General features: G+C 43.2%; 12 protein-coding genes, 1 tRNA gene and 1 other annotated feature. All 13 genes read right to left on the minus strand.

Annotated features, from left to right (window positions below; translation table 11 throughout):
• Window positions 1–28: 28 nt before the first annotated feature.
• Window positions 29–949: a DUF3196 family protein gene (locus HNR43_RS03365; RefSeq protein ID WP_183241297.1), complete on the minus strand. Its 921-nt coding sequence runs from the start codon at window positions 947–949 to the stop codon at window positions 29–31.
• An 83-nt stretch (window positions 950–1,032) separates the two neighbouring features.
• Window positions 1,033–1,617, minus strand: a complete 585-nt coding sequence (leuD, locus tag HNR43_RS03370) for a 3-isopropylmalate dehydratase small subunit (protein WP_183241299.1) — start codon at window positions 1,615–1,617, stop codon at window positions 1,033–1,035.
• Between the two features lie 11 nt (window positions 1,618–1,628).
• Window positions 1,629–3,044 (minus strand): 3-isopropylmalate dehydratase large subunit, encoded by a 1,416-nt coding sequence (gene leuC, locus HNR43_RS03375; protein WP_183241301.1) that lies wholly within the window; start codon window positions 3,042–3,044, stop codon window positions 1,629–1,631.
• 11 nt (window positions 3,045–3,055) lie between these two features.
• Window positions 3,056–4,165, minus strand: coding sequence for a 3-isopropylmalate dehydrogenase (leuB, locus tag HNR43_RS03380; RefSeq protein WP_183241303.1), 1,110 nt, complete (start codon window positions 4,163–4,165; stop codon window positions 3,056–3,058).
• 18 nt (window positions 4,166–4,183) lie between these two features.
• Window positions 4,184–5,728 carry a 2-isopropylmalate synthase gene (locus HNR43_RS03385; protein ID WP_055440017.1) on the minus strand — a complete coding sequence of 515 codons (1,545 nt, stop codon included), beginning with the start codon at window positions 5,726–5,728 and terminating at the stop codon, window positions 4,184–4,186.
• Complete coding sequence (gene ilvC / locus HNR43_RS03390; RefSeq protein ID WP_183241305.1) at window positions 5,715–6,740, minus strand: ketol-acid reductoisomerase; 1,026 nt, start codon at window positions 6,738–6,740, stop codon at window positions 5,715–5,717. The genes HNR43_RS03385 and ilvC overlap by 14 nt, the downstream gene beginning before the upstream one ends.
• A 17-nt stretch (window positions 6,741–6,757) precedes the next feature.
• Window positions 6,758–7,276 carry an acetolactate synthase small subunit gene (gene ilvN / locus HNR43_RS03395; protein WP_055440178.1) on the minus strand — a complete coding sequence of 173 codons (519 nt, stop codon included), beginning with the start codon at window positions 7,274–7,276 and terminating at the stop codon, window positions 6,758–6,760.
• On the minus strand, window positions 7,273–8,991 hold the full coding sequence (gene ilvB, locus HNR43_RS03400) for an acetolactate synthase large subunit (protein ID WP_183241310.1): 1,719 nt from the start codon (window positions 8,989–8,991) through the stop codon (window positions 7,273–7,275). Before ilvB ends, ilvN begins: the two co-directional genes overlap by 4 nt.
• A 66-nt stretch (window positions 8,992–9,057) precedes the next feature.
• Window positions 9,058–9,315 (minus strand) — a binding site (T-box leader).
• 12 nt (window positions 9,316–9,327) lie between these two features.
• The gene (ilvE, locus tag HNR43_RS03405) at window positions 9,328–10,230 is read right to left on the minus strand and encodes a branched-chain-amino-acid transaminase (protein WP_055440020.1); all 903 of its coding nucleotides are present in this window, start codon (window positions 10,228–10,230) and stop codon (window positions 9,328–9,330) included.
• Between the two features lie 556 nt (window positions 10,231–10,786).
• A tRNA-Arg gene (locus HNR43_RS03410) sits at window positions 10,787–10,860 on the minus strand.
• An 80-nt stretch (window positions 10,861–10,940) separates the two neighbouring features.
• Window positions 10,941–11,453, minus strand: a complete 513-nt coding sequence (locus HNR43_RS03415) for a metallophosphoesterase family protein (protein ID WP_055440021.1) — start codon at window positions 11,451–11,453, stop codon at window positions 10,941–10,943.
• Complete coding sequence (locus HNR43_RS03420) at window positions 11,450–12,061, minus strand: XTP/dITP diphosphatase (RefSeq protein WP_183241312.1); 612 nt, start codon at window positions 12,059–12,061, stop codon at window positions 11,450–11,452. The genes HNR43_RS03415 and HNR43_RS03420 overlap by 4 nt, the downstream gene beginning before the upstream one ends.
• A complete protein-coding gene (gene rph / locus HNR43_RS03425; RefSeq protein WP_183241314.1) occupies window positions 12,058–12,825 on the minus strand; it encodes a ribonuclease PH in 768 nt (255 codons plus the stop codon). Before rph ends, HNR43_RS03420 begins: the two co-directional genes overlap by 4 nt.
• Between the last annotated feature and the right edge of the window lie 33 nt (window positions 12,826–12,858).

The following is a 12,858-nucleotide window of genomic DNA, read 5'->3' on the forward strand; positions in this document are numbered from 1 at the left end:
AATACAACCACTATATTATACCATACAATTATATACTTTCAACAGAGAGCCATAATTTTTCTGCTTCATAAAGTTTGGAAACGAGCGGATTTGTCCATATCGTTTGCCCTGTTTCACATTGCTCAACATATGTATATAGCGCATTCGCCCATTGTTGTGCCGACTCTGTTGGAAGAAATGGATACATCACAAACATATAACGAAGCCATATTTGTTCACACCATTCATACATTGTCGGATTTTGCTTCGACCACGTTTGTTCAACAATGTCAAGCACTTGTTTCGTCCATTGTTTTTGTTTTTGTTCATCAATTCCGGCTGGAACAACAGTCATCGTTTGACCGAATTTTTTTACGGTCATCGGTTCTGTCACTTGTTCTCTCTTTAATATGTGTAACATTGTCGTTTTCACAATCGGGTGTTTCGTTTCATCACGCAAATAACGAACGAATATTGGCGCTAGGTGTGAAACGAGACGCAAATCAAGTTGCTGAAGGATACGAAGTTGTTTCGTCCATTCATTGCCTTGAAAAATCGATTCGTATTGTTTTGTCAGATGATCGTCATGCGAACGAATCATTTTTTCACTAAACTGTAAGAGCGGTAAAAACGGAGTGCAATCGATTCCTTTTCGTTGAAGTTTGTGAATAACTGCAACCACCTCGTCGTATTGTTGTAAATGGACGAGCATCGAAATGTATATCGCCCAATCCCCTTTGCCACGCTCTAACAGCTGTTCACATCTTTCTTTCGCTTCTTCTGCCTGTCCCATTTCAAACAAACAAACGACAAGTGCCATTTCCACATCATCATCATGCAATTGCAGTTGCTCTAACTGTACGAAATACGTATACGCTTCTTTATATCGCTTTCCTTTTAACGCATCCATTCCTTCCGCTAACAACCGCTCTTTTAAATAAGGATGCGGGACGATTTTTCGATTTTTCACATATACTCACCTTCGTTCACATTTGTCTTTAAGTGTAGCAATGTTTGCCGACAAACTCAACGAAAAACGCTCTCGACGAGTCGTCAAGAGCGTGCTTTTTCGTAAGCGATAATATATGGCTCATACACGAATGTTAAATCAATTTCATCCCAGCCTTTTAAAAGGAGCTGTTTTCGATACGGATCGATATCGAACGAGCTCGTAAATCCTTCTTCATCAAAAACAACTTGTTGTTCAAGCGAAATCGTCAGCTCGTAGTCTGACCGCTCCGCCTGTTTTAACAAATAAGCAACATCTTCTTTTGGAAGTTTAATAGGGAGCAAACTATTTTTTAAACAGTTATTGTAAAAAATATCGGCAAACGAAGGCGCGATAATAGCACGAAATCCGTAATCCGCAAGCGCCCAAGGGGCGTGTTCGCGCGATGAACCACATCCGAAATTTTCGTTTGCCACTAAAATCGTCGCTCCTTCGTTTTCAGGACGGTTTAACTCAAAATGTGGGTTTGGCGTTCCGTCCGGCAAATAACGCCAATCGTAAAAAAGAAATCGACCAAATCCGGTGCGTTCAATGCGTTTTAAAAATTGTTTCGGAATAATTTGATCGGTATCTACATTGGCTCGATCTAATCCAGCTACTTTTCCTTTATGAACGACGAATGGTTCCAATTTTCCCCCTCCTATCTCACCACTTCTTGATATAACGTGCGCACGTCGACAAAATGTCCGTAAATCGCAGCTGCTGCTGCCATTGCTGGACTGACAAGATGCGTACGCGCCCCTTTTCCTTGTCTCCCTTCAAAATTGCGGTTTGACGTTGAAGCGCAATGTTCCCCGGCTGGAACAGTATCCGGATTCATTCCAAGACACATGCTACAACCCGAATCACGCCATTCAAAACCTGCGTCAATAAAAATTTGCGCAATTCCTTCTTCTTCCGCTTGTTTTTTTACTTGTTGCGAGCCCGGAACGACAAGCGCTCTGACGCCTGGTGCGACTTTTTTTCCTTTTACAATTTGCGCCGCTTCCCGTAAATCGCTCATGCGTGAGTTTGTACATGATCCGATAAACACATGCTGCACCGCAATATCCGTCATTTTCATTCCTGGTTTTAACCCCATATATTCCAACGCTAACTGCACCGCTTTTTGTTCCGTTTCTGTCGCAAACTGTTCTGGATAAGGGACCGTTCCATCAATTGGAGAGCTCATCGCTGGCGTTGTTCCCCATGTCACTGTTGGAGCAATTTCACTTCCATCGATATGAACGACTCGATCATATACCGCTCCTTCATCCGTACGTAATTGTTTCCACTTTTCAACCGCCTGTTCAAACGCCTCTCCTTTTGGAGCGTATTTTCTTCCTCGTAAATATGCAAACGTCACGTCATCTGGGGCAATTAACCCAGCTCGTGCACCCGCTTCAATCGACATGTTACAAATTGTCATCCGCTCTTCCATCGACATACGACGAATCACATCGCCTGTAAACTCAAGCACGTATCCTGTGCCGAAATCTACACCAAACTTGCCAATGATCGCTAAAATGACATCTTTTGCTGATACGCCCGTTGCTAACGAGCCTGTAACGTTCACTTGCATCGTCTTCGGACGGTGTTGCCATAACGTTTGCGTCGCTAATACGTGTTCGACTTCACTCGTTCCGATACCGAACGCTAATGCCCCAAAAGCGCCATGTGTAGACGTGTGGCTATCCCCACACACAATTGTTTTCCCCGGCTGTGTCAACCCAAGTTCGGGACCGATGACATGAACAATACCTTGTTCAGGACTATTTAAATCGGCAAGCGGAACGCCGAACTCGCGACAGTTTCGCTCTAATGCCGTCATTTGATTTTTCGCCACTTCATCTTCAATGACAAAACGATTGACCGTTGGCACATTATGATCCATCGTCGCAAACGTTAAATCTGGGCGGCGCACTTTTCTCCCTTTTTGCCGCAATCCTTCAAACGCTTGCGGCGATGTGACCTCATGAACGAGATGTAAATCAATATATAATAAATCCGGTTTTCCATCTTCACGATAAACAACATGTTCATCCCAAATTTTTTCAATAATCGTCTTTGGCGCCACCATCATCCCTCCTACACATACACTTGCATAATGCGTTCAATCGCTACATCATCTAAAATCGCATCTTTTACTTTTTCGACCATTTCTGTCGTTGATAATACACAATCGCCATGTTTAGCGATGTCAGCTGTGCGATACCCAGCATCTAACACTTGCTTGACTGCTCGTTCAACGATATCCGCCTCTTCTGTAAGTCCAAATGATAAACGAAGCATCATCGCTGCTGATAAAATCGTTGCGAGCGGATTCGCTTTGTTTTGTCCTGCAATGTCTGGTGCAGAGCCATGAATTGGTTCATATAATGCAGGTCCGTCAACAGATAAGCTTGCCGATGGAAGCATGCCAAGCGAACCGGTTAACATCGATGCTTCATCGCTTAAAATATCACCAAACATGTTTTCTGTGACAATGACGTCAAACTGTTTTGGCGAGCGGACGAGTTGCATCGCAGCATTATCGACAAGCATATGTTCAAGTTGAACGTCTGGAAAACGTTTAGCCACTTGCTCAGCTACTTCCCGCCACATCCGACTTGACTCTAACACATTTGCTTTATCAACAGAAGTTACTTTTTTCTTCCGCTTTTGTGCAAGTGTAAAAGCGAACGTAATGATCCGCTCGATTTCTGCTCGTTTATAAAACAACGTATCAACAACAGCTTCTTCGCCTTTTTCTATGCGTCGCTCACTCGGTTTCCCAAAATACAAGCCTCCGGTTAACTCACGTACGATGACAAAATCTGCTCCTTCAATAACATGTGGTTTAAGCGGAGAAGAAGCGGCTAGACTCTCATAAAACGTAACAGGACGAATATTGGCAAACAAATTCATTTCTTTCCGAATTTGCAATAGCCCTTTTTCTGGCCGAACGTGAGGTGGATTATTATCCCATTTCGGTCCCCCAACTGCACCAAGCAATACCGCATCGCTTTGTTTGCATAAATGAAGCGTTTGTTCTGGAAGCGGCGTTCCTTCACGGTCAATCGCTTCTCCGCCAATCAATCCGTATGAAAAGTGAAACGTATGACCGAAACGATCACCAATCGCCTGTAAAATATTTACCGCTCCTTTTGTCACTTCTTTTCCAATGCCATCCCCAGGTAACACAGCGATACGATACATAAAAAACATCCCCCTTTGTTATTGCGCAGCGAGCGCTTGTTCTTCTCTCATTTTTTCGATGACAAACATGCGATTGACTGCATGAATATATGCTTTTGCTGATGCTTCTAGCACATCTTGTGCCGTTCCCCGACCGCTTGCTTCTTTTCCGTCGAGCGATACTTTCACATATACTTGCGCTAACGCATCCCGTCCGCTTCCGACAGATTCAATGCGATAATCAAGCAACGTCACCGGTAATTGCAACGCTTTTTCTAAAGCATTATATAGCGCCTCGACACTACCAGCCCCTGTCGCCGCTTCTTGAATGTCGTTTCCTTCCCCATCTTTTAATACAACAACGGCTGTTGGAATTTGATTTGTTCCGTATTGCACTTGAATCGAACATAATTGATAAAAATTTTTATACGTATCTAGTTTTTCATCTAAAATGAGTGCAATTAAATCATCATCCGTAATATCTTTCTTTTTATCTGCTAAATCTTTAAAACGAACAAATAAACGATTCACTTCTTCCTCCGTCAATAAGTAGCCAAGCTCTTGAATGCGCGTGCGAAACGCATGGCGTCCCGAATGTTTTCCGAGCACCATCGAATTTGATTGCACCCCGACAAGTTGTGGGGATATAATTTCGTACGTTGTTTTTTCTTTTAACACACCGTCTTGGTGAATGCCTGACTCATGAGCAAAAGCGTTTTTACCGACGATCGCCTTATTTGGCGGCACAATCATTCCTGTTAATTTGCTTACTAAATTGCTCGTTCGTTTAATTTCTTGTAAATTCAAACGCGTCTCTGCTTGGTAGTAATCTTTTCGAATATAAAGCGCCACCGCCACTTCTTCAATTGCTGCGTTTCCAGCCCGTTCGCCAATGCCATTAATCGTTCCTTCAATTTGCGTCGCTCCTGCTTCAATAGCAGCAAGCGAATTCGCGACAGCCATACCTAAATCATCGTGACAATGGGCAGATAGACTAATTTTTTCAATATTCCGAACATTTTTCTTTAAAAAAGAGAATATGTCACCATATTGTTTTGGAGTAATATAACCGACTGTATCTGGAATGTTAATGACGTTCGCTCCCGCTTCAATGACTTTCTCAATAATCGTTGCAAGAAACGGAAGATCGCTTCGACATGCATCTTCTGCTGACCATTGTACAATCGGGAAATATTTTTTCGCGTAACGAACAGACTCAACAGCTGTTTCAATAACTTGTTCCGGTGTCATCCGCAATTTATATTGCATATGAATAGGTGACGTTGCGATAAATACGTGTAATCGTGGTTCCGCCCCATCTTTTAGCGCCTCCCACGCCGCATCAATGTCCGACTGAACAGAGCGAGAAAGACCTGTAACCGAACAATTGCGAACCGTTTGCGCGATCGCTTGAACGGCTTGAAAATCACCTTTGGATGCGGCAGGAAATCCCGCCTCGATGATATCAACACCGAGGCGTTCTAACTGCCGAGCGATTTCTAGCTTTTCATGCAAGTTTAAGTTGACACCCGCAGACTGCTCGCCATCACGCAACGTCGTATCAAAAATGTTAATTTTTCGCACCGACCGTCACCACATCTTTCTGTTTAGCGTTGACAAACGGCATCATTTTTCGTAATTCGCGACCAACAATTTCAATTAAATGCTCGTTTTCTCGACGGTTGATCGCGTTAAACTCTGGACGATTCGCTTGGTTTTCTAAAATCCAACCTTTCGCAAACTTGCCTGTTTGAATATCTTCAAGCACTTTTTTCATTTCCGCTTTTACTGCGTCGTTAATAATGCGTGGCCCTGTCACAAAGTCGCCCCATTGTGCTGTATCAGAAATGGAATAACGCATACCTGCTAAACCGCCTTCGTACATTAAATCAACGATCAGCTTTAGCTCATGTAAACATTCAAAATATGCAATTTCTGGTTGATATCCCGCTTCAACGAGCGTTTCAAATCCTGCTTTAACAAGAGCAGTTAATCCACCGCAAAGAACCGCTTGTTCACCAAATAAATCCGTTTCTGTTTCTTCTTTAAACGTCGTTTCAATAACACCTGCTCGAGCAGAACCAATCGCTTTCGCATACGCCAGCGCCGTTTCTTTCGCTTCACCAGTCACATCTTGATAAATGGCAATTAACGCCGGCACACCAGCTCCTTCTGTATATGTGCGACGTACTAAATGACCAGGACCCTTTGGTGCAACTAAAAAGACGTCAACGTCGCTTGGCGGAACGATTTGATTGAAGTGAATATTAAATCCGTGCGCAAACACGAGCGCGTTCCCAGGCTGTAAGTTTGGTGCGATTTCTTCTTTATATACTTTCGGTTGATGTTCATCTGGAAGTAAAATCATCACAATGTCGGCTTGCTTTGTTGCTTCACTAACCGGTAAGACGACAAATCCATCTTGCTCTGCTTTTTCCCATGACTTTCCTTTACGCAATCCAATGATGACATCAACACCACTATCGCGTAAATTTTGTGCATGGGCATGACCTTGAGAACCATATCCGATAATTGCTACTTTTTTCCCTTGAATGTAAGCTTCGTTTGCATCGCCATTGTAATATACTTTTACCATAATAAAATCCTCTCCTTTTAAATAATAAATAGTGATTTATTTGTTGATGATGCGCGTTGTGAGCCGCGCGGAAACGCCGTTGTTCCTGTTCTTGCAACTTCCTTTAATCCGTATGGCTTTAATAAGTCAATGAGCGCATCAATTTTTTCTGGCTCACCTGTCACTTGAACGACGAGACTATCGCGTGCTACATCGACAATTGCGGCACGAAACGGTTCAATAAGCGTATAAATTTCCCCGCGCGTTGCCGGCGTGACCGCCACTTTAATTAAGGCCAGCTCTCGAACAATAATTGCTTGATCGGTAATATCGACAACTTTTAATACGTCAATTTGTTTGTTTAGCTGTTTTGTAATTTGTTCGGCAATGCGTTCATCATCTACATTGACGACAAACGTCATGCGTGAAATGCCTTCCGATTCGGTATGACCAACTGTGATGCTTTCAATGTTGTAATGCCGTTTTGTAAATAAACCTGTAATACGGTTTAATACGCCCGGACGGTTATTGACCGTCATTGTAATAATGCGCTTCACCATTTCACCCCCACCATCTCATGTAATCCTTTTCCTGGCGCAACCATCGGATATACGTTTTCACCTGGATGAACGTGAAAATCGAGTAAAACCGGTGCGTTCGTCACAAGCGCTTCTTTCAGTACGTATTCCGCTTCTTCCTCCGTCGTCGCCCGCATCGCTTTGATGCCGTATGCTTCCGCTAAACGGACAAAATCGGGTTGATTCGGAATGAGTGAATGAGAATATCGTTTTTCGTAAAAAATTTCTTGCCATTGACGAACCATACCGAGCGCTTGATTGTTGACGATGACGATTTTAATCGGCAAATTTAACTCTTGAATAACAGATAGCTCTTGCAAAGTCATTTGGAATCCTCCGTCGCCAACGATCGATATGACCGTTGCTTCTGGTTGTGCCAATTGCGCCCCGATTGCCGCTGGCAACCCAAATCCCATCGTCCCTAGTCCGCCTGATGTGACCCAACGATGCGGATGTTTAAATTTATAATATTGAGCAACCCACATTTGATGTTGACCCACATCTGTCGTGACAACCGCCTCACCATTTGTATATTCATGAATCATTTCAATGAGTCGCTGTGGTTTTAGTACGCCCGGTTCTCGTTTATACATAAGCGGATATTCTCTTTTCCATTCATTTAGCTTGTTAAGCCACTCTGATACATCTGGTCGCTTTCCGTTTTGTTCAATTAACTGAATAAGCGCTTCTTTCGCATCGCCAACGATCGGAATTTTTGTCGGTACATTTTTTCCGATTTCTGCTGGATCAATGTCGATATGAGCCACTGTCGCTTTTGGTGCAAAGTGAGCCAAATTTCCAGTCACCCGATCATCGAATCGTGCACCAATATTAATGAGTAAATCACATTCGTACAACGCCATGTTTGCAGTGTACGTTCCATGCATTCCTGCCATTCCAAGAAATAGCGGATGATCGGCAGGAAATCCGCCAAGTCCCAAGAGTGTATGGATCACCGGAATATGTTGTTGTTCAGCATATTGTTTCAACTGTTCATGAGCATTCGCATGAAGAACACCTGCTCCAGCTAGAATGACCGGCCGTTTCGCTTGGCTAACTGCCTCGACAAGCTTGCGAATTTGTAAATGATTCGGTCTGGTTGTGGGCTGATAACCTGGTAACTGGACTTCCTGTTCATAATCAAACTCCGCTTCTGCGACAGACATATCTTTTGGGATGTCGATTAATACAGGGCCTGGACGTCCAGTCGTTGCAATATGAAACGCTTCTTTAATGATTTTTGGCAGCTCATGTACATCGCGTACTTGGTAACTATGCTTCGTAATTGGCATCGTAATTCCTAATACATCAGCCTCTTGAAAGGCATCTGAACCGATGACATTTGATGCTACTTGCCCTGTAAAAACGACGAGCGGAATAGAATCCATCATCGCGTCCGTTAAACCTGTCACGATATTTGTCGCGCCTGGTCCTGATGTAGCAATGACAACACCAGGTTTTCCAGAAATGCGCGCATATCCTTCCGCTGCATGAATGGCACCTTGTTCATGACGTGTGAGCACGTGAAACACACCTGACTCATACAGCTTGTCGTAAATCGGTAATACAGCCCCTCCTGGATAACCGAAAATCACTTTCACGTTTTCTGCTTTGAGCGCTTCAATCAACATAAGTGCTCCACATAACGTTTGCTTTTTTGCCACTCTTTCTTTCACTTTCATATTCGCTGCCATTTTTTCACCCCTAAAAAAATGTGAAATAAGAAAAGCCTTCTCACCCCTCCATCGGTCCATGTGGACCAAAGGGGCGAAAAGGCTTGCATCCTTCCCGCGGTACCACCCTTCTTCGTGGCAAAGCCACCTCAGGAGCGTGCAACTATCGTCGCAACGCTCGTTTTAATAACGAGTGACGTGCACCCGTCCGTCCCTACTGGATTGTATCGTTCAGGACGGCACTCCGAGGGGAGTTCACGAACGGAGACATCACCGGCTCCCAGCTACCCCGGCTCTCTGTAGATGTCTAACCCGTTCGCTACTTATCCTCTTCAACGCTTTTTCTTTATTCGTTTGTTATCCAGCATTAACATTTTGTGTAGCATATACTTTTACGCCTTCAGAAACAACTCGTTTGCGAAACTGTTCTAACAATCGTTTCGTATGTTCACCAGGCACACCGTCACCGATCACTCGACCGTCGACTTTGACGACGGCAATGACTTCTGCTGCAGTTCCTGTTAAAAACACTTCATCTGCTGTGTACACATCGTGACGAGTAAACGGCTCTTCTTTGACGACATAGCCGAGGTCTTTGGCGATGTCGATGATCGCATCGCGCGTAATACCTTCAAGAGCCCCGACATATCCTGGTGGTGTATATAACACGCCATTTTTGACGATAAATACGTTATCTGCTGATCCCTCAGCGACATAACCTTGGTCGTTGAGCATAAGCGCTTCGCTGACGTTTGCTAAATGCGCCTCAATTCGCACTAATACGTTGTTTAAGTAGTTTAACGATTTTACTTTCGGGCTTAATACATCTGGACGATTTCGTCTTGTCGCTACAGTGATCACTTCGATGCCCGTTTCATACAAATGTTTTGGGAAGATTGCTAACGGTTCAACAATAACAACAACTTGTGGCTTTGGGCATTTGTATGGATCGAGCCCAAGATCGCCAACCCCTCGTGACACAACGACGCGAATGTATGCATCCTCAAAGCCGTTTTTTTGTACCGTTTGAACGATAATATTTGTTAATTCTTCTTTTGTGTACGGAATGTTTAATAAAATCGATTTCGCTGAATTGTATAAACGGTCAATATGCTCTTTCATGCGAAACACGTTGCCGCTATACACACGAATGCCTTCAAACACTCCATCCCCATAAAGAAAACCGTGATCATATACAGAGATTTTTGCATTTTCTTTTGTAACAAATTCATCGTTTAGAAAAATCCACTGTTCACTCAATGTTTTTCCCCTCTTCCCCTGTTCGCCGTCTCTTGCTTCTTCTGTTGATTGCGACTTTTGTTAGATTTATTTGAAAATTATCATACGCCCATTTACCAAAACAGTCAATACTATTTCATTGAATTTTTTGATTATTTAGATTAGTTTAAACGTTATGTATCCGCTTACATAATTGATATATCAAGGAAAAGAAAAGATGTAAAAATTTTTGAACATTTTTTGACCAAAGAAAATCCCCTTGCTTATGCAAGAGGTTTGTTAGCGTGTGTATACGCTGATGTTTATTCGATGAAGCGGAATCAGACGTGCTCTATCCAGCTGAGCATGTAAAATAAAAATCCCCTTGCCCAAGCAAGAGGATCTTTAGCGTCCCAGGAGAGATTCGAACTCCCGACCGACGGCTTAGAAGGCTTTGTCATCCCGCACTCAGCTTGCTTATCCACGATGCAGCTCGTGCGGTACGCTGATGTTTATTCGATGAAGCGGAATCAGACGTGCTCTATCCAGCTGAGCATGTAAAATAAAAATCCCCTTGCCCAAGCAAGAGGATCTTTAGCGTCCCAGGAGAGATTCGAACTCCCGACCGACGGCTTAGAAGGCCGTTGCTCTATCCAGCTGAGCTACTGGGACATATTATCGTGGTTTGGACAATTGTTATTGTAATGATGTTTATAAAAAAAGTCAATAGGGGCATTAGAATTTTCTTGCCCCTATTGTGTTGTGTATGTCGTTGTTAAATCATGAAGCAGTTGGCCGTCGATATTGTAAAAATGTACGGTTGTATTTTTTTCATCTATGTGGAGCATGGCGTATGTTTTTTCACGGCGCATGCGCGGCAAATAAATGCTCCCCGGGTTGATGAAAAGGACGTCATCGATTTGTTCACATCCTGCAATATGTGAGTGACCGAAGCAGACGATGCCAGCTCCGACTTCTTTCGCTTTATAATATACGTTCATAAGCGTCATTTTGACGTTATATAAATGACCGTGTGTAACGAAAAAGCGAACGCCTTTGATTTCTTCAACAAGATCCGTTGGGAAACGACGCTCGTAGTCACAGTTTCCTCGCACAACAAGCATGCCTTGCAAAGCTGCATGGTCGCTTGTTAACTCGGAGTCACCACAATGAATCATTGCATCGACATGTTGTTTGTGACGTGAAACGATCGTTTGTAATTCGTTTGTCAATCCGTGGCTATCGCTTAAAATTAATACATTCACGACTCATTCCCCTTTTCAAACAGCTTGTCCCATATATGTAAAAGATGTTGTAACGCTTTTGCCCGATGGCTGATTTCATTTTTCTCTTCTTTTGTTAGTTGGGCCATTGTTCGTTGTTTTTCAGGAACAAAAAAAATCGGATCGTACCCGAAACCATTTTCCCCTATCGGTTCTTCTGTTATATATCCTTCACATACGCCATCTACTGTCGTCACTTCTCCGTTTGGTTTGGCAACAGCGAGCGTACAATGAAAACGAGCTGTTCGTTGTTCAAAAGGCACGCCTTGCAGTTTTTTAAGCACTTTTTCAATGTTTGCTTGATCATTTTTTCCTTCGCCGGCGTAACGAGCCGAGTATACGCCCGGCTCACCGTCTAACGCATCAACGATTAATCCAGAATCATCTGCAATCACTGTTTCATGAAGCATATTGGCGATCGTCGTTGCTTTTAGTATAGCATTTTCTGCAAACGTCGTTCCCGTTTCTTCAACATCTGGTATGTCATTATAGTCAAGAAGAGAGAGAAGTTCGATTCCTTTTTTTGCAAAGAGCTGCTGAAACTCCGCTACCTTCCCTTTGTTTTTTGTGGCAATAATCATTCGCTTCACTTCGTCTTCTCCCCTTCCGAACGATGTTGCATAATCTGTTCAGCGATCGGGCCAAGCGCTTCTTTTTGAAGGATAATAAGCTCATGAATGCCTTTTTCAGCAACCGTTAATAAATCGAGCAATTGCTCATAAGAGAACGTCGCTTCTTCCCCTGTTCCTTGAATTTCAACAAAGCGCCCCGATCCTGTCATGACAATATTCATATCGACATGTGCTTTTGAATCTTCAACGTAATTTAAATCTAAAATAATGCCATGCTCTTCATCGATTCCGACAGATGTAGCAGCTAAAAAATCTGTAATCGGAATTGCCGACAATTTCTTTTCTTCAACCATTTTTCCGAGCGCCAATGCCATGGCAACAAACGCCCCTGTAATTGATGCTGTACGCGTTCCACCATCCGCTTGAATGACATCGCAATCAATCCAAATTGTTTTTTCCCCTAATTTTTGCAAATCAACAACAGAACGGAGTACACGACCAATTAATCGTTGAATTTCCATCGTTCGTCCTGACAACTTCCCTTTACTTGCTTCGCGAATATTTCGTTGCTCTGTCGCACGAGGAATCATCGCATATTCTGCGGTAATCCACCCTTTTCCACCTCCACGCATAAACGGTGGAACTTTGTCTTCGATGCTTGCTGTACAAATGACTTTCGTATCGCCAATCGAAATAAGTACAGACCCTTCCGGATGTTTTAAATAGTTCGGCTCAATATGTACAGGACGAAGTTCGTCATTTGTTCTACCATCTACTCTCACACAAAATCCTCCTCAATATATGTTCACGAAATA

This window comes from Anoxybacillus mongoliensis, assembly GCF_014201515.1.
Lineage (GTDB): Bacteria > Bacillota > Bacilli > Bacillales > Anoxybacillaceae > Anoxybacillus > Anoxybacillus mongoliensis.